The 17,350-nt window shown below is 70.3% G+C and carries 17 protein-coding genes and 2 pseudogenes; 10 read left to right on the forward strand and 9 right to left on the reverse strand.

Annotated elements, in window-relative coordinates; all coding sequences use genetic code 11:
• The 4 genes and pseudogenes from B7767_RS48765 to B7767_RS38380 form a co-directional block, all read left to right on the forward strand.
• A pseudogene (locus tag B7767_RS48765) lies at window positions 1-163 on the forward strand (NAD(P)-dependent alcohol dehydrogenase); the annotation flags it as partial.
• 80 nt (window positions 164-243) lie between these two features.
• Complete coding sequence (locus B7767_RS38365) at window positions 244-1,155, forward strand: class I SAM-dependent methyltransferase (RefSeq protein ID WP_085576007.1); 912 nt, start codon at window positions 244-246, stop codon at window positions 1,153-1,155.
• Window positions 1,156-1,883: 728 nt separating this feature from the next.
• Entirely contained in the window at window positions 1,884-2,186 is a 303-nt protein-coding gene (locus tag B7767_RS38375) for a gas vesicle protein (RefSeq protein WP_085576008.1), read from the forward strand.
• Between the two features lie 473 nt (window positions 2,187-2,659).
• Window positions 2,660-3,208, forward strand: coding sequence for an EF-hand domain-containing protein (locus B7767_RS38380; protein WP_085576009.1), 549 nt, complete (start codon window positions 2,660-2,662; stop codon window positions 3,206-3,208).
• Here the strand turns inward: B7767_RS38380 and B7767_RS38385 are convergent.
• A complete protein-coding gene (locus B7767_RS38385; RefSeq protein ID WP_085576033.1) occupies window positions 3,205-5,688 on the reverse strand; it encodes an SCO7613 C-terminal domain-containing membrane protein in 2,484 nt (827 codons plus the stop codon). The two genes, B7767_RS38380 and B7767_RS38385, sit on opposite strands and share 4 nt — an antisense overlap.
• A 173-nt stretch (window positions 5,689-5,861) precedes the next feature.
• Window positions 5,862-6,200, reverse strand: coding sequence for a hypothetical protein (locus B7767_RS38390; RefSeq protein WP_085576010.1), 339 nt, complete (start codon window positions 6,198-6,200; stop codon window positions 5,862-5,864).
• A 125-nt stretch (window positions 6,201-6,325) separates the two neighbouring features.
• On the opposite strand from B7767_RS38390, the gene B7767_RS38395 reads away from it, so the two are divergent.
• Together B7767_RS38395 and B7767_RS38400 are read left to right on the forward strand one after the other, a co-directional pair.
• Window positions 6,326-6,586 carry a hypothetical protein gene (locus B7767_RS38395; RefSeq protein WP_143652885.1) on the forward strand — a complete coding sequence of 87 codons (261 nt, stop codon included), beginning with the start codon at window positions 6,326-6,328 and terminating at the stop codon, window positions 6,584-6,586.
• Window positions 6,587-6,732: 146 nt separating this feature from the next.
• Complete coding sequence (locus B7767_RS38400) at window positions 6,733-7,338, forward strand: hypothetical protein (RefSeq protein ID WP_143652886.1); 606 nt, start codon at window positions 6,733-6,735, stop codon at window positions 7,336-7,338.
• A 35-nt stretch (window positions 7,339-7,373) separates the two neighbouring features.
• Here the strand turns inward: B7767_RS38400 and B7767_RS38405 are convergent, their stop codons facing one another.
• Window positions 7,374-7,952, reverse strand: a complete 579-nt coding sequence (locus tag B7767_RS38405; protein ID WP_143652887.1) for a DUF6461 domain-containing protein — start codon at window positions 7,950-7,952, stop codon at window positions 7,374-7,376.
• 315 nt (window positions 7,953-8,267) lie between these two features.
• Here B7767_RS38405 and B7767_RS38410 point away from each other — a divergent pair, with 315 nt between their 5' ends.
• Window positions 8,268-8,735, forward strand: coding sequence for an SRPBCC family protein (locus tag B7767_RS38410; protein WP_085576014.1), 468 nt, complete (start codon window positions 8,268-8,270; stop codon window positions 8,733-8,735).
• A gap of 83 nt (window positions 8,736-8,818) precedes the next feature.
• On the opposite strand, the pseudogene B7767_RS38415 reads toward B7767_RS38410, so the two are convergent.
• Both B7767_RS38415 and B7767_RS38420 read right to left on the reverse strand, forming a co-directional pair.
• Window positions 8,819-9,585 (reverse strand): annotated as a pseudogene (locus B7767_RS38415) (IS6 family transposase).
• An 82-nt stretch (window positions 9,586-9,667) separates the two neighbouring features.
• On the reverse strand, window positions 9,668-10,525 hold the full coding sequence (locus tag B7767_RS38420) for a class I SAM-dependent methyltransferase (RefSeq protein WP_085576015.1): 858 nt from the start codon (window positions 10,523-10,525) through the stop codon (window positions 9,668-9,670).
• Window positions 10,526-10,641: 116 nt separating this feature from the next.
• On the opposite strand from B7767_RS38420, the gene B7767_RS38425 reads away from it, so the two are divergent.
• On the forward strand, window positions 10,642-11,229 hold the full coding sequence (locus tag B7767_RS38425; protein WP_085576016.1) for a TetR/AcrR family transcriptional regulator: 588 nt from the start codon (window positions 10,642-10,644) through the stop codon (window positions 11,227-11,229).
• A gap of 115 nt (window positions 11,230-11,344) precedes the next feature.
• On the opposite strand, the gene istA is transcribed toward B7767_RS38425, so the two are convergent.
• Entirely contained in the window at window positions 11,345-13,030 is a 1,686-nt protein-coding gene (gene istA / locus B7767_RS38430; protein WP_256923721.1) for an IS21 family transposase, read from the reverse strand.
• Window positions 13,031-13,598: 568 nt separating this feature from the next.
• On the opposite strand from istA, the gene B7767_RS38435 reads away from it, so the two are divergent.
• Window positions 13,599-13,790, forward strand: a complete 192-nt coding sequence (locus B7767_RS38435; protein WP_085576017.1) for a hypothetical protein — start codon at window positions 13,599-13,601, stop codon at window positions 13,788-13,790.
• 193 nt (window positions 13,791-13,983) lie between these two features.
• Here the strand turns inward: B7767_RS38435 and B7767_RS38440 are convergent, their stop codons facing one another.
• The 3 genes from B7767_RS38440 to B7767_RS38450 all read right to left on the reverse strand — a co-directional run bounded on the left by B7767_RS38440 (window position 13,984) and on the right by B7767_RS38450 (window position 16,410).
• A complete protein-coding gene (locus B7767_RS38440) occupies window positions 13,984-14,745 on the reverse strand; it encodes a hypothetical protein (RefSeq protein ID WP_085576018.1) in 762 nt (253 codons plus the stop codon).
• A 385-nt stretch (window positions 14,746-15,130) separates the two neighbouring features.
• Complete coding sequence (locus tag B7767_RS38445; RefSeq protein WP_085576019.1) at window positions 15,131-15,574, reverse strand: hypothetical protein; 444 nt, start codon at window positions 15,572-15,574, stop codon at window positions 15,131-15,133.
• A gap of 125 nt (window positions 15,575-15,699) precedes the next feature.
• Window positions 15,700-16,410 (reverse strand): IS701 family transposase, encoded by a 711-nt coding sequence (locus B7767_RS38450; RefSeq protein WP_256923722.1) that lies wholly within the window; start codon window positions 16,408-16,410, stop codon window positions 15,700-15,702.
• 427 nt (window positions 16,411-16,837) lie between these two features.
• On the opposite strand from B7767_RS38450, the gene B7767_RS46920 reads away from it, so the two are divergent.
• The coding region (locus B7767_RS46920) for a GNAT family N-acetyltransferase (RefSeq protein ID WP_085576020.1) at window positions 16,838-17,350 on the forward strand (513 nt) is incomplete at its 3' end.

The raw sequence follows: 17,350 nt of genomic DNA on the forward strand, positions 1-17,350 counted from the left end.
ACTGCTGATTCCCCGGCTCACCGCGCTCTGGCAGGCCGGGCGGTTCCCCTTCGACCAGCTGATCCGCACCTATCCGCTCGCCGACATCAACGAGGCCGAGCACGACTGCGACACGGGCCGCGTCGTCAAACCCGTCCTGATCCCGGGCGGACGGCAGCACTGAACGCGCCGCCCGACGCCGCCCACCCGGGCCGACGCCCCTGACGGACGCCGGCCCCCACGCGAACCCACCAGGGAGAAGGCATGGCCGACACGGCACCGCTCAGCACCGGTACGGACGGCGTGGAGGGAGGGGTCGGTCTGACCGCTCTCCTGGTCGCCGCGGCACGGGCGATCGAGACCCACCGCCCCGACAGCCTCGCCCAGGACGTCTACGCGGAGCACTTCGTGCTGGGCTCTGCGGCATCCGCGCACTGGCCGGTCCGCCTGGACCAGGCTCCGGACGGGGACGCGAGCCCGCTCTGGGGACGCTTCGCCCGCTACTTCGGTCTGCGCACCCGAGTTCTCGACGACTTCCTGCTCCAGTCGGTCCGGGCCGTCGGCGCCCGTCAGGTGGTGCTGCTGGGAGCGGGGCTGGACGCGCGGGCGTTCCGGCTCGACTGGCCTCCCGACTGCGTGGTCTTCGAGATCGACAGGGCCGCAGTCCTCGCGTTCAAACACAAGGTCCTCAACTCTGTGTCGGCCGAACCCAAGGCGACGCGCGTACCGGTCGGGGTCGATCTGCGCGCCGACTGGGCCGGTGCGCTGACGGCGGCCGGCTTCGACACCACGGCTCCCACCGTGTGGCTGGCCGAAGGGCTGCTGTTCTACCTGCCCCACGCGGCCGAGACCGCGCTCATCGACACGGTGAACCGGCTGAGTGCGCCGGGCAGCGCCCTGGCGTACGAGGTCAAGCTCGAGAAGGACCTGATGGAGTATCGCGACAGTCCGCTGTACACCTCGACGCGCCACCAGCTCGGCATCGACCTGCTCGACCTGTTCAGCCGGGAGCCGCGGCCCGACTCCGCGGCTCGTCTGACGGGCAGGGGCTGGACCGCGTCGGTCCACACCCCCTTCGACTTCACCCACCGGCACGGACGCGGCCCGCTGCCCGAGGAGAACGACGCCCTGGCGGGCAACCGTTGGGTGTTCGCGGACAGGACGCAGCCGGCGTGATCCGACCGACTTCCGCTGTGAGCAGGTCCGCACGACGACCGCGTCCTGCGTCAACGCCCCGTACCGCACCGCCTGGAAGACCGGCAAACCGCCCGGGGACAACCGGTACGTCGTCATCACCCGACCCGCGTGGCGTCGTGACCCGTGACGTCGTACGGGTGGGCACGAAGTGACCCGTTCCCCTCCGGCACCGAGACGCTGCGATGCCCGACCGCGATCACCTCCACCCCGAGGGCACCGTGCCGAGGGGAAGCCCGCGGCCTCGACCGTCGGAGCGCTGACTGTTCAGGGGGATCTACGGTCCGGTGTCGGCCGGCGCCATGGTGGCCGCGTTGGATGTGCCTGGCGAGGCGGCCGATCCGGGGCAGAACGCGCTGTGGGTGCTTCTCACCGCGCCGGCTTCGGGTGCCGCCCAGAGGGCGGCCGGGCCCGGCACTGCGGGAGGTGCTCGCCGAGTGGCCGTCAAGCACTGCCGCCCGCACCGCTGGGCTTGGTCGGCCGGCCTCCCTCCGGACAGAGCTCGTGGCCATTACCGCGGACGCACTGATCGAACAGCGAGAGGCGGAGCCGACGCGGCCCCTCGCGGTGTGTGAACGGCGGACGACCGGTAAGGCGGCTGGAATGAGCGGCTCCACCGGAAGGACCCCTCCGAGCGAGGGTGGATTCCCCGCCGTGCCCCCGGGACGCGAGCCGTCGGCGCGCACGGTGCCCGCGGTGAGCGCGACCCCATGCAACCCCGGCGGGACGGCAAGGAAAGCCTCGCGCACGTCGTCGAGACCTTGCTGGACAAGGGCCTGGTGCCGAACGCCGACACCATGGTCTCCGTCGCCGGCGTCGAACTGCTGGGCATCCGGCTGCGAGCGGCCCTCGCCTCCTTCGAGACGGCGGCCCGCTACGGACTGGAATTCCCCTCCGGTACGGACACAAAGACCGCCGCGTGGCGCGACACCCGGGAGGAGAAGGAGACCTGCCCGGCGTGCGGCAAGCGCGCTCCCGTCGAGCAGTTGCTGAACCAGTGGTGCCCCCGGTGAGGCTGGCGCAGTGCCCAGGCCCAACTGCGGGACGGCTCCGGACAGCCCGCCCTGACGGGTCACCAGGAAGCCGGTACCCCCGGGACGGGCGGGGCCGCCGAGCGGGAGGCGCCGATGAGCGGACCGGCGGGGCCTGGAACGGACCCTCGACCTCGCTCTCCGGCCGGACCTCCACGAGCCGGAGAACGACCTGAGCCGAACATCCGGATCGGTGCCCGGTCGTTCCCGCCTGACACCTCCGGAAGACCGCACGCACCCTCCCTTCGCTCCGTCTCCTCCGGCTCCGACGCCGCTTCCATGTCCACACGCACCCCGCTTCATGCACAGACCCGCTGTTTCCCTCCGTTCGTGTGCGAAGTGCCCTTGTTTCCTGCTGGAGCGGCCGAAACGACCGGATAGTGGGTCAGCCGCCGGGGGAAGGTCCTCGGCGCATTCCGACGGCAAGGCTCCACCAGGAAAGGCAGGGGTGCACCATGGTGCCCACCACCGAGGCGACCGACCGCATCGAGCTGGTCTTCTCCCTCTTTGACGCAGACGGGAACGGTTACCTGGAACCCACCGACTTCGAGTTGATGAGCAGCCGCGTGGTGGCCGCGGTACCGGCTGCGCAGGAGGCCGCCAAGGACAGGCTCGCCGGTGCCTTCCGCCGCTACGGCGAAACGCTCCTGACCGAGCTGGACGACAATGGCGACGGCCGTATCAGCCCCGAGGAGTTCACCTCCGTCGTCCTCAATCCGCAGCGGTTCGACGACACCGTGGACGAGTTCGCCGAAGCGCTCGCTGCGATGGGCGATCCGGACGGCGACGGCTTCGTCGCCCGCCCCGAGTTCATCGCGCTGATGATCGCGATCGGCTTCGCACGGCCCAACATCGAGGCCCTCTTCCAGGCCTTCGGCCCGGACGGGGAGGACCGCGTCCGGGTGTCCACCTGGGCCGACGGCATCAGGGACTACTACCGCCCCGAGAAGTCCGGTATCGCCGGCGACCACCTGGTCCCAGGGCGGGCGAGCGAGCAGGGCTAGTGAAGCCGCCCGAACGCCACCCGCAGCCGCCGTGCGTCACGCAGCCTCTGCTCGTAGGTGGCGCCCAGGGCGAGCAGCACCAGACCTGCGAGCGCGGGAAGCACCCAACGGGGAAGCGCGCCGACGACCTGGACGACGTACGGGGCGAGTTCGTGCAGCGCCACCAGCGCGAGCACGCTCCCGCCGAGGACCAGCGGCGCCCGGAGCCGGTGCCGGGCGCCCGCCAGGGTCACGGTCAGCGCCGAGGTGCCGAGCAGCAGGGGCCGCAGCCAGTGCGGGTCGCCCCACGCCGTGACCATGCTCGGCACCAGACTGACGGCCAGCCCGGCACCGTACGCCGTCCAGGAGGAGACGGCCGGGTCGCGTCGCCGGTGCAGGAGGCCGACGGCCAGTGCGGGCACGGTCACCGGCAGGGTGTAGGCCTCCGGCGTGGTGACGTCCCAGGCCGCCAGGCGGACCCAGGTGGCCGACAGGAACAGCGCGGCCGCGACGTAGCCGGCCGGCCGCCGCTTCGGCCGCAGCGCCGTTCCGGCCGCGACGACCCCGCCGAGCGAGAGGACCAGGGCGAGCACCGGCGGATTCGTCACCGCGAGCGCGAGGGCGAGAAGCCCCGCGGCCGCACCCGTCGCCTCGACCGGCACGGTCGCGGGTGAGTCATCGAGACGTGCCGCGAGCAGGGCCGCGGTAGCGGGCACGACAAGCACCAGCAGCGCGGTGTGCTCCGGCTCCCAGCCGGCGGACATCCCGGCCGCGCAGGCCAGTGCCGTGGCGTACCCGAGGGCGGCGGGCGCCGTGAACGGACGGAGTCCCGGGCGGGTGCTCGCCGCTCCGAACAGGGCCGTCAGCGTCACGAGCACAGCGATCGTCGCCGGCTCGGAGGCCAGCGAGAGAAGGGCCAGGTCGACAGAGGTGACGAGGGCCAGCAGGACGGCCGTACGGGGCAGCGCGGACGACCCGGACCCGGTCCGACGGGTCCGATCGGCGAAGCCCAGCGCGACCACGGTCACGGCGCCCTGCGTCACCAGCCCGGCACCATAGGGCAGTCCGAGCACCGTCGGGAGCACGAACACCGCCGCCCACCCCAGGACGAGCGCACCCACCCCGGTCAGCGGACGGCCTACCGCGCGGTGCCCGGCCGCGGCCAGTACACCGGCCACGACAGCGAGCACGAGCGGCGCGGTGGTCGCGTACGAGGACCAGGGGACGTCCGGGAGCACGGCGTTCCGGGTGCTCTCCGGCACGCCGGACCAGGGCCGTCCGACCCAGGTGGCCGGACCGAGGACCGTCCCGGCGACCAACGGGACCGTCCACAGCACCGCGAGGCCCTGCGTAATCAGCGAGGCCCCGGCCAGGCCCCGCCGCAGAGGCCGGGGGAGGGACGACCGCAGGGCCGCCAGCAGGGCGATCCCGAAGACCATGGTTCCGGGCACCGTCCACTCGCCGGGCGTCGCGGCCCGCAGCGTCCCGCCGCTCCCGGCGGCCACGCACAGGCCTGCGGTCAGGGCCGCGCACAGGGCGACGTTCGGCTCTCGGACGAACCGGGCCGCGACCAGGGAGATCGTGGCGGCGAGGACCAGGAGTGCCGCCGCTCGTGCGGCCCCACCCGGGCCGGACGCGCTCCAGCAGAGCCACCCGGCCGACAGGACACCGACCGCACCCGTACCGCAGGCACCGACGACGGCGACGATCCGCACCGGCAGCAGCGTGCCTCGCAACGCGACAGCGGTGTCGGCCGCAGCGGTCACCAGGAGCGCGGCCGTGAGAGTGTGCGGTCCCGCATCGGCGGCGAGCGCCCACAGCAGCAGGGGCAGCTGCGCGGCCGCCGCGGCGAGGGGGAGGGGAAGCCGTAGGACGAGACGCGCGCCCTCGCGTGCCGGGTCCTGCTCCACAGCGGAGTCACCGGCCGGCAGGGGCACCAGCGAGCCCGTTGCCGCACCGTAGGCGGCCCACACACCGGCCAGGACCGCCGACGCGGCGGCCGTGTACCCGAGACCGCCCACCGCGCTGAACACCACTTCGTGCAGGGCGTAGGCGTCGAGCACCGTCAGAACCATCCCCAGACCCGCCACGGCCTCGGCGGTCGACCGCAGACCTCGCCGCAGCAGCGCCACCGGCGCGGCCAGCGCGCCCAAGGTCACCGAGCCGAGGACCAGGGCCCGCCCGGTGACGCCCAAGTGGCCCCAGCCGACCAGAGTGAAGGCGACGGCCGCGATCGTCAGCAGGGTTCCGCCGAGGACCAGCAGCACGTTCTGCACGTTGGGCGCCGTGGTCTCCGGCCGTCGCGCGACGACACCGGTGCTGCCGGGCGACATCGTATGCGTGCCACCGCCGTCGCGGGCAGGCGGCGGAGCCGCAGCGGCGTGCAGCGTATGGATCAGCCACGCCCGGCGCTGCAGCAAGGCGGCACGGCGGGTGTCGAGTTGCCGCAGCTCGGCGTCGAGGAACCGCAGTTCCTCGGCCGGAGGCGGAAGGTTCGTCATGCCTCGGAGTGTGGCTCGCATCACCCGGCCGGACATGAGCGCGCGTACTCAGTTCCTACTCATGTCCCGCCCCGAGTCCGACCGCGCGCGGGCGGCAGTGACGCCAGTGGTACCTGTTCAGTGGTCGCCCGTGGATGGGCGCGCTGGGCGTGGCAGCGGCTGACGCCGGTCGTTCAGCACCGCGACGAGGAAATGCCGGGCGAGAGGACGGAGGTCGGCCCAGGCGGGTCCGTCGCCAGAGCGTCGGTCCAGCGGCCGGCGCGACTGTCGGCGTCGAGCTCGCCCAGGCACCGGCCGATGGCCTGAAGGTCGTCCACCTCGTGAGGTGCGAAGACGCCGCGCTCCGTGAGCCCATCGGAGAGGCGGCAGAGGAGTCCCACCTTCTCCACGACGGACTCGGTGTCCAGCTCGCGCCCGCCCACCCGGACGAGCTGCTCCCGGAGGTCGGCTGCGAGGAGGGCCGTGAAACGCAGCGTCCAGGCGCGCAGGTAGGCGTCACCGAGATGGTTCACGCGGACGGGATCGCAGGACCGTGGCCACGTGCTGCCGGCACCTCGGTCGCCTCCGCCGCCGGGAAGGGCTCCTACGGCTGCATCACCCTGATGTCACCGCCCCGAGTGAGAGGGCAGCGGAAAGCATGCGTGCGCAGGCTGCCGATGTCCCGTCACCGGTGAACGAGTGCATCGGTGACGAGGACGCACCCTGGTACGCCACCCGGACCATGCAGTGCCAGACCGATCCCAACGGGAAGTACACCTACTTCGACAACGACGGCAAGATCGCCGGTACCGCGCTGTTCGCCACCGCCCAGCAGATGGGCCTGTCCGCCACGAGTCTGCAGTGGAGCGAAACCGACCAGCTCGTGATGCTGAAGTCGACGGGTGACCTCCCGCGCTGACCATCACCTGGACCACCACGTGCGCACCCACCTGCAGTCCCGGCAGCACCACGTTGCGGACCAAGCAGCCGATCAGCGGGGGACAGCGGCTGGAGAAGACGTACGCGATCTCCTGCACACCCGCGACAACGTACGACCACCTCGACATGACCTACGAGCTCGACATCGGCGTCCCCAACGCCGACCAGCTCACACCGCCGATCAGCTGGGACTCCGAAGCACGCTGCGACGGCAAGCTCTCCATCGCCAGTACCTCCGGCTGCACCGTGCCCTGGACCGCCCCCACCCTCTTCGTATCCCGCGCCGAGTACGGATCATCCGCCGACATGATCGACTGGGCGCAGCAGAATCTCTCGGGCACTGGGGACGCGAGAACACCGGTGCACCGGCTTCAGAATGTCGAGGAGCGCAAAGCCAACCGCCGGGCGATCTATGGCAGGAGCAAGTTCACCAAGGACCCGGCGATCACGGACGACACCTGTGACGAGGTCCCCTTCGCCGACGCCTACGAGAGCGGTGCCCTCAACGGCGTGGGCCACGGTAAGGACTGCGCTCAGGTGACCGCTGTCCGGGCGGACGACACCGGTGCCAACGCCGCCGACTGGCCCACAATCACTCTTGTCGGCCCGTTCACCGGGGAGGAGAAGTGCGTGCGCGGTCACATCCCTGGCGATTTCAACTCCGGTCTGGGCGGCACCTACGGAGTTTCATCCAGAGCGCGCGTCTGGCTGACAACGACGGCTTCTGGCTGAGGGCGACCTTCCAGCCAGCGGCTGCTGCCGACTGGTCAGTGGGCCCGTACGGGAACGACGAGCGTCGGCAGCGGCCCCGCCACTTCCTGCGGGTCCACCGCCAGGCCGAACTCGCTCTCCACTGCTTCCAGAGCGGCAGCCGGGTCGGAGAAGTCGTCATCCGGCTCGTCCAGGAAGAAGCCGACCCGTTCCAGGGCCCGGTTGAGCCGGTCCGGATCCGTTCCGGAGACCGGGTCGAACCTCCACGAGTCGAACAGGGCGAGAATCTCCCCGTCACGGGCGTGCGCCGCGCGAGTGGTGCTGTCGAGGAGCTTCCACACGGACACCGCTTCCGTGCTCCTGGACAGCTCCTTGAGCACCGGCTCCCTGAACGGGACACCCATCTGCGGGAACGCATCGAGCACATACGCCCACCCCGATCCCTCCGGGCAGTAGACCCGCACCGCCCAGCTGTCCGGGCTGAAGTGCTCAGCCACACCGTCGATGGGACACCGGGGCAGTGGATCCGGGCCTGCGGCACCCAGCCGGGACAGTACGTCCGCCTCCCCCAGGCCCCGGACCGCTGTCACGCAGAACCACTCGTCCCCCAGCACATCGAACAACGTGGAAACCATGACGATCCGCGCCTTCCCGGTCAGCATCCGCCTGGCAGCCGCCAACGCTACGACACATGCCTGAAGACTCTCGGTGACGAACGCTGACACCATGAAACCGGCAAGGGTCTGGTGGCCAGTCCTCCGGTTACCAGGCCGCAACAGACCACTTCGCTTCGATCCCCGTCCGCCCGAGGGTCAGGAGGAACAGTCGAAACCTGTGGATCGGCGTGTCATGCGACTTGTTGGTCGCCTCGTGATCCCTGGCTGGTTCCTTCGGCGGGTCGTTCGATGAGTGTGGGCTCAGCAGAACCTTTTTGGTCCTAGGATCGGGCCATGAGCAGGACCGACCGCGCCAGCCGGGTCATCGCGGCACCACCGGCGACTGTCTACGGCGCCCTCCTGGACAGGGAGTCGCTCGAGACCTGGCTGCCGCCGGACGGCATGCGCGGGCGGGTCGAGCGGTGGGATCCCCGGCCCGGTGGCGGGTTCCGGATGGTCCTCACCTACCTCGACTCCACCGACAGCCCCGGCAAGACCTCAGAGGCGACGGATGTCGTCGACGTCGGGTTCACCGACCTGGTATCGCCGGAGCGTGTGGTGCAGCGGGCGGTGTTCGAGGCCGACGATCCGTCGTACGCAGGCATCATGACTATGACCTGGCACCTCGCCGCCGTCGGTGACGGGACCGAAGTGACCGTCACCGCCACGGACGTGCCACCCGGCATCGACCAAGCGGACCACGAAGCTGGAATTGCCTCCTCGCTGGCCAACCTGGCGTCGTATGTCGAAGCGGCCGGCTGACTCAAGTCGGCGCTGTCACGTTGTTGGGCGGGCGGTCCCTGATGGTGCGTCACGGCCTGGTGGGGCCTGGTTCCGGGTTGTGCTCAGGCCGTGGTGGCGAGGCCGGTGACGCCGGTGATCTGCTCCCGGATTGCGAAGCGGAGGGTCATCTCGGCTCGGTGGGCGGCAGCGGTCATCAGATGGCGGCGGGGCCGGAAGTGGGTTGAGATGCCGCTGAACGCGGAGAGGAACCGCTGTGCTCCGTCCACCGAGCGGTAGCCTTCATCGCCCGTTCGCGTTGCCTGGTGGGCTGGTGGGCTGGTGGGCTGGTGGGCTGGTGGGCTGGTGGGCTGGTGGGCTGGTGGCTGTTCTCCGCCCGGTTGTTCAGGTACTTCGACTGCCGGTGTCCGACGCAGGGCATGACCTCTCGGTGGGCGGCGCCGTGGGAGCGGAGCTTGTCGGTGACGATCACCCGCGGCACCGTGCCGGTCTTCTTCAGAAGTCTGCGGAAGAAGCGTCTGGCCGCGGCCTTGTCCCGGCGGTTCTGCACCAGGATGTCCAGGACGCTGCCGTCCTGGTCGACCGCCCGCCACAGGTACTGCAACCGCCCGCTGATCTTGATGAAGACCTCGTCCAGGTGCCACGTGTCCCCAGGCCGAGGCTGCCGGCGGCGCAGCGCGCCTGCGTAGGCGGACCCGAACTTGGCGCACCAGCGGCGCACCGTCTCGTGGGAGACGACGATCCCGCGCTCGAGCATCAGCTCCTCGACCCCGCGCAACGACAGCGGGAAACGGAAGTACAGCCGCACACAGTGGGAGATCACCTCGACCGGGTACCGGTGCCCCTCGTACGACAACGTCACGGCCCCCACGGACAGCCCCTCCAGCACGATCAACCAGAAGATCACCCCACCCGGCCAACCAACGTGACAGCGCCGTGGCGGGTTATACGGCTCAGCCGTGTGCTGAACCGCCGCGCACGGCGGTGACCAGCCAGGAACTGCTGCGCAGCCACACCCCGCCGTCCGCCTCGTGGCGGCGCAGGGCGGCCGTCAGTGCCTGGCGCGCCGCATCCTGCTCGGACGGCGTCACCTGATCGAGCAGGTGACGCCCGGGACCGGAGTCCAACAGGAACGCCGCGGCGTCCGCCGCGTGGGTGCCCCATTTCCCCGCCACCTCGACCCTGTGCACCTCCACCTCGTCGAACCCGCCAGCGGTGAGCAGTTCGCGGATGCGGCCGGGATCCGTCAGGGAGAACATGCCGGGGCCGCCGGCCTTCCCGAACCCGCCGAGCGGCAGGATGTCCTTGAGCGAGGCCAGCGCGGCGAGCCACTCGTTGGCCTCGGCCTCGGCCGCGCAGACGAAGGCCAGCCGGCCGCCGGAGCGCAGTGCGCGGTGGAGGTTGGCGAACGCGGCGACCGGGTCGCTGAAGAAGGTCATGCCGTACCGGCTGATGACCGCATCGAACGCCCCGACGTCCAAGGGGTGGACCTGCGCGTCGCCCTGCACGAAGGCCACGTTCGCGACCTCTTCGCGTACGGCGCTCTCCCGGGCCTTGCCCAGCATCGGTCCCGACAGGTCCAGGCCGAGCGCCCGGCCGTGTGCGGCACGCCGGGCGGCGAGGCGGGTGGTGCGGCCGGCTCCGCAGCCGACATCCAGCACGGCATCGGTCTCGGAGATGGCCGCGGCGTTGAGGAGGGGCTGGTTGAAGCCGTCGTTGACGGCGTCCCAGCGTTCCTGACTGCGGGCCCATTGCACGCCTTCGTATCCGTTCCACGCCTCGGCCTGCGCGGTGTTGGCGAAGTGCCCCATGGGGGAACTCCCTCCCGCCGGGGCACGGCAGGGCGCCCCGGCCCTAGAATGGGCAAGTGCCCAAACAGTATGGGCGAACGCCCATACTTGCAACGGGCCGAGGGGAAGGGGCTGTTGTGTCACCTCGTGGAGTAGCGATCCCGGACTTGCGCGAGCGGCTGTTCGCGGCCGCGGAACGGGTGGTGGCCCGCGACGGCGCCGCAGCCCTGACCAGCCGCGCGGTCACCGCGGAGGCGGACTGCGCCAAGGGCGTTCTGCACACCCACTTCTCCGGCCTGGACGAGTTCGTCGCCGAGCTGGTCCTGGACCGCTTCGCGCGCAGTGCCCGCCAGGCCAAGGCCCTGCACACCAAAGTGGGGCAGGCCACGGTCGCGGAGAACCTCCACGAGGTCGTCGGGGCCCTGCTGGACTCCCTGCCTCCGGCGGTGGTGGGACTGGCGATGACCCGCCCCGCGGCCGCGTCGCACACCCGCCAGGGCTTCCAGTCCGGCGCGCCCGCGTTCGATGCGATCCAGCACGCCGTCACCGCCTACCTCCAGGCGGAGCAGCACGACGGCCGGATCCCGGCGGACAGCGACGCCGCCACCATCGCGCTCGCGCTCGTCGGCACCACCCACCATCTGCTGATGACCCGCAGCACCGCACCGGCCACGGACACTGCGGTGACCGTGCAGCGCCTGCTGGCCGTACTTCTCGACAGCTGAGCGCCGGTCATTGTCCTGGCACTGTCCAGTTCCGGGTGCTGGGCGGGCTTCCGGGGCGTAGTGCCTCCCAGGGGCGGGCCGTGAGCCCCGCGCCGGGGTCAGGCCGCCTTGAGGGTCAGTGCGGCGGTGTGGAGTTTGCCGCCGGTCTGGAACTGGAGGAACAGTTGCCGGGGTCGGGGAGTTCGGCGCGAAAGGACAGCTCCGGGCCGCCGCGGTCGCCGTTCACCTTGATCTCGGGGTGGAGGTGGGCAAATGCCTGGTCGCCTTCGTGGAACGCGGTCAGGTGGGCGTAGGTGTCGAGGTAGGGCTGAAGGCCGGTGACTGGCTTGCCGTTCTTGGTGACGCTGACGGTCAGTTCGGCGGCCGTGCCTGCGGCGAGGTCGCCCTTGACCGTCACGGTGTAGCCGTCGACCTCGGTGCTGAGGGTTGCTGCCGGCAGCGGCCTGGTGTCCGGCGGAAGATGCGCGAGCCGCCACTCGTGCAGGGACGTCACCGTCGCCGGCGCCTGGCCGGGGGTCCGGGCGTCCGGTGCAGCCTCGGTCTCCGCCTGGGCGGCCTTGCGGGCCTCCAGTGCGACCGCGTCCGCGGTCATCGCCCCGGCCCGCAGCGCGGCGGTCAGGCCGGCGACGACGTGTTCGTGCGTCATGTGGCGTCCGAGCAGCAGCACCTCGATCAGCGCGCGGGTGCCGTCCCGCTCGCCGTGGATCTTCATGGCCTGCGTCCACCAGGCGTCGTGGACCGGGGTGAACTTGCCGGCCGAGCGGGCCTGTTCGAGAGCGGTCGAGCCGGGGAAGGCGCCGGGCTTGCGGACCAGGACCTCCAGGTAGTGGTCCAGTTCAAGACGGACGACTCCCTTGGCGATCAGCCGCTCGTGCCGGGCCACTTCCACGTTCTGGTCGTAAACCACCAGGTGAGAGGCGTGAAGGATGACCCGCACCCTCTTGCCGATCAGCCGGATGGGGACCGAGTAGCGGTTCGTGCGGACCGGGATCTGGCCGTAGCGGTCGACCCGCGGGGTGAACAGCCGACCGGTCTCGAACGGCTCCTCCGGCAACGGCATGAGCAGCGGTCGTTCGATCACGAAGCCCTCGGCGATGGTCCGGGACCTGGAGCCGATCCGGCGGGCGTCGTCCTGCCAGTCCCACTGCTCGACCATCTCGTTCAGCTCGGCGAGCGAGGACACCTCGGGGACGGGGACGAAGTGGTTGCGGCGGAAGTAGCCGATCTGGCCCTCGACGCCGCCCTTCTCGTGGGCGCCCTCGATGCCTGGGCGGCAGTAGAAGCTCTCGATGCCGTAGTGCGACTTGAAGGCGATCCACCGGTCCGCTTCCACTCTCGTCCGGCTCAGCCCGAGCACGCGGGCGACGGCCGCCTTGAGGTTGTCGTAGCGGACCTTGGTTCGCGGGACCCCGCTTAGCGTCCGCAGCGCGTGGACGTGGCCTTCGAAGAACGCTTCCTGGCCGCAGGAGGCGAACACGCGGTGGACGGCCTTGCCCGAGTAGGACAGACGGAAGGAGAACAGATAGCAGGTCACCAGCTCGCCGGCGAGGCGGATCGTCACGTCACCGAAGTCGACCTCCGCCTCGTGACCGGGCTGGTGGGTCTGGGGGACGAACGCCTCCAGCGGGGCCTTGTCCCACTCGACCAGGATCTCGGGCTTCCGGGCCGCGATGTAGTAGCGGACCATCCCATAGGAGACGTCGGCGCCATGTTCCTCGACCAGCCGGTGGAGGATCCGGGTGACCGTGTGCCGCTGCTTGCGCGGCGCGTCCAGGTCCGCCCGCAGGATCTCGTCGATCACCGGCTTGTAGCGATCCGGTCGCCCGCGGCGGCAGCTTCTTGCGCGGCTCCGGCCAGGACGAGTCCAAAGCCTTCCGCACCGTCCGCCACGTCACACCGTGCTTGCGCTCAAGCTCCCGCATCGACATGCCGCCACGGTGGTCACGCCGGATCGCCGCGTACAGCTCGACCTTCGACATCCGCGGCATGACCAGCCCCTTTCACCAGGAGCACCCCGATGCTGCCCTGGCAAGAACCCCAGTGCCTCCCAAACTCGTCGACATCACCCATCCGTGGAACAGGGCGCCTCCCAAATCCATCAACAAGCGACGTCGTTACTGCTCGATAAAGCCAAGCGCCCGCAACCGAGATCGGACAGGTGCGCAAAAACAGTCCCCCACTGCGCGCGCACGGCCCGAAACGCCATCGGTCCCCGCTTCATCGACAAGAAGACCAGTGTGACGCGGACCACTGACACTGCATCAGCCCGCCCTCCGGTCCTACAGGACCGCCAGCGGGCGCTGCTGCCACCGGCCGTGTCCGCTGACTGGGGTGGGGTAACCGGATGCGGATGGCTCACCGGGTCGGGGGTGCGGGAGCCGGTCTACGCCATGGCCGCCTCGGCCGCGGTCGTCGCGGTGGCGGCCCTGCGCACGATGGAGGAGGTTGCCCGCTTCCCCGGCGAGGGCGGTACGAGCGACGCCGACTGCGTGTGCGCCCTTCAGGAGGGCGTCTGCTTCGCGGGTACCACCGTCGATTTCGCCTCCTGCCCGACCGCCTGACCTGTGCGGGCTGGCCCGCTGGCTCGTGCCTTGCTGATACGGGGCAGCGGGCCGGCCTTTGTCCATGGTCAGTCGGCGGCTTCGTAGCGCTGCACCTTCCCCATCCGGGCCGGCACCGGGTGGTGCCGGCCCGGGTGGGCATCGCTCCTGAACGGCCGCCTTTGCTTGTATGGCGTGGCTGTTGGGCTTGTTGTCAGGTGACGTCGACGTAGTCACCGGCGGCGGTGGCCGCGGGGGTGGTGGAGGTGCCGGCGAAGGTGTAGCGGTAGTAGCCGTCGGCGGTGGCGGTGACGGTGGTGCTCAGCTTGCCGGTGCTGCTGGTGGTGAGGGTCTTGAGCGTGGTGTAGGTGCTTGAGTTCTTGGGCCGGTACTGCAGTTTGACGCTCTGGCCGCTGTAGCCGGCCCAGGCGTGGGTGTTCCAGTTCGCGCGGGTGAGCGCGCCGGTGACCGTGAGTTTCCTGCCCTTCTTGACGGGCTCGGGGGAGGCGTTCACGGTGAGCTTCGAGGCGCGCTGCACCTTGGTGGTGGCGTAGTGGTACACGGCGGTCTGCGCCCGGTCCTTGCCGGCGGCGAAGGCGGCGATGTGCCAGGTGCCGGCGTGAGGGTTGGAGACCACGTTGGTCATGTCCCGGGTGTCGGCCTCGACCTGGAAGTTCATGGTGCAGGTGGCCGTTTTGCCGCTGGTGGTGCACGTGGGGACGTCGTAGGACATGGCCCCGTCGAAGCTGTCGTAATCGGCGCCGTGCCACAGGTTGACCCAGGCGGTGGAGATGCCGGCGGGATGGGTGGCGGTGATCTGAGCGCTGAACTTGGTGACGGTGCTGGGCCCGACCACGATGTTCTTGCCCTTGTTGACGACGACCTTGGTGATGACCGGCGTGCCGTCCGCGTGCGCGGACGGGGAGCCGCAGAGGGCCAGCAGCAGGGCGGCGGACGCTGTGGCACGTATACGCATACGAGTCCGTATCGAAGAAGGCGGCACCGGCGCACTTGGGAAGCCGGAGCCGTGCGAATGATGACGTTCACGGTCTGAGACCGCCGTGGCGGCACCCGGGTTGTACGCGATCAAGGAAAAGCAGGTACAGAAGCGGCCATTGAGGTCTTCCGGCCGCGAGCGGACCGGCAATCCCCGCCTCGCCCACCACTCACACGGCGGACCCGTGCCAGGGACCGGGGCGCACCGTGGCGTCTGTAGTCGTCCTCTGTCCGAGCTCCGGCGCCGCCGGTACGGCGTGGGAGAAGGGGGGCGGGACGGTGGGCTGCTGCTCCGGGTGGTCTGTGTCCCGGCGTTGGCGGACTCGTCGGGGATGCCCGGTTTCAGCCGCAAGTCCCGACGTCCCTCACTGCAGGGCTCCTGCGCGGCGGCCCTCGGCGAGCAGCGCTTCCACCAGTCGCGACTTCACGCCCGGTGCCAGGAACACGAGGGGTTTGGCGGGCTGGTTCCGGTGGATCTCCATGCGGTGCGCTCCCATGGAGAGCTCCACGACCGTTGTTTGCCGGATACCGGTTACGTCGCTCCAAGCCACGGAGTCGGTCACCCGCCTGAAGCGGTTGGTCACGGCCACCCCCTCTGCCAGGAGGTAGCACCGGTTCATGCCGAGCTGAGCGGTCAGCAGACGCCACCCGAACGTCACGGCGTACACCGCGACCACCACCGCCGTTGTCCAGGCGAGGTTCCCGTCGACCTGGTCCGGGGTGAATACGGTGAGACCGAGCATGACGACCCAGAAGATCAACATGAAACCCCGGAGTATCTGCAGCAAGGTGCCCGCGAGCGGGGTCATGAGGGCGTAGTCCTCTCGGATCGGACCGAGGCCCAGTCGTAGACCCGTGGCCCTTTGGCGCCGTCACCGCAGGACAGCCGCTGCCAGGCATCAGCAGGTGCTTCGTCGATGAGCTGGTCGATGCGTCAGATGCCGGCCAGGGACTTGATCTGCTGCGACTTGGGCACCGCCACCACATAGCCGATGTCGAGTTGCTCGAGCAGGCGGCGGAAGCGCCAGTCCTGCCCGTAGGCCTCGTCCGCGGTGACCCACGTGGCGGGCAGGCCGGCGGCCAGGCAGCGGCGGACGATGTTCCGGGCCAGTTCTCCCTTGGCCGCAAAGCCCCGCTCGTCGGGGATCTTCGCCGCCCGGCAGCGGTCGCGGTCGGACGTCCAGGCCTTGGGCAGGTAGAGCTCCCGGTCCACCAGGGCCCGGCCCGAACGGGTGGCATAGGCGGCGAACACCCCGATCTGACAGTCGTCGATCTTTCCCGAAGTGCCGGTGTACTGCCGGCCGACCCCGGCCGAGGTGGTGCCCTTCCTGATGAACCCGGTGTCGTCGATGATCAGTACCCTGCCGGGGCCGAGCCGCTCGGCCGCGTAGTCGCGGACATCATCCCTGACCGCGTCAGTGTCCCACCGGGCGCCGTCGAGCAGGTGTTGCAGGCCCGCCGGGGCGCGGTGGCCGACCCAATCGGCCAGTTGCCAACCGTTCTTCCGCTCGACCGACGCCAGCAGACCACGCACGTAGTCCCGCATCCGCCACCGCAGATCCGCCCGAGCGAACCGTCCCGCTACCCGAGTGAACACCGAATCCAACTCAGCCTGCCGCCGGCCGAATTCAGCTGTCGCCTCCATGCCCAGACAACGACAACCACCAGCTCAGGACACGAAATCTAACTGGAGTACGGCGCGCTGCCCGCGGACGATCCCTCCCCGGCATGACCAACCAGAAGATCATCCCACCTGGTCAGTCAACGTGACAGTGCCCTGCAGGAGGATCACCTTCTACGACCTGAAGCTGCCCCTTCGGGCAGTTTCAGGTCCTCCGGATCCCGGGCCCGTGCCGGTCACTGCCCGGCGCAAGCCCTGGTCATCGGAAAATCCTTTGCCCCGCCGCCTCTCGATCGCTACCGTCGGCGTCCGCGCAGGAAGCGCACCAACACGGTCGCGGAACAGGGAGGTTGATGAATATGGCCGTCGACGGCCCTCTTCGGCATGCCCTTTCCCGGCCCGCGTGACAGCAGTACGCGGGCCGGTCCTCCCCACGACCAGGAGTGACACATTGACTTCCTCCACCTCCCCCGCCCGCATCGAACTGACCACCGACCGCCTCGTCCTTCGCGCCTGGACCGCGGCGGAGGCCACCGCAGTCCAGGGCGGCAACAGGTCGGTCCATTGGGCGGACGACTTCCCCGCCGAGGGGGACCGCGTCATCGCAGGCCTGCTCGGCGCGAACCCCGCCTGGCTCAGCGAGCACGGCCACCGTCTGATCGTCGAGCGGGACAGCGGGCTGGTAGTGGGCTCGATCGGCCTGTTCTGGCCGCCCAGCGGGGGAACCGTCGAAATCGGCTACGGCATCGTGCCCTCCCGTCGTGGTCGCGGCTACGCCTCCGAGGCGGCCCGAGCGCTCGCCGCCTTCGCCCTCGCCGCGCCCGGTGTCCACACCGTGGTGGCCACGGTGGAGTTGTCGAACCCGGCCTCCGCCCGCGTCCTTGAAAACGCAGGCTTCGAGCTCGAAGCCACCGAGAACGACACCGCCCGCTACCGGATCACCCGGCCGGACCACGACCGGCGG

It is taken from the genome of Streptomyces sp. 13-12-16 (genome assembly GCF_002114215.1).
GTDB lineage: Bacteria > Actinomycetota > Actinomycetes > Streptomycetales > Streptomycetaceae > Streptomyces.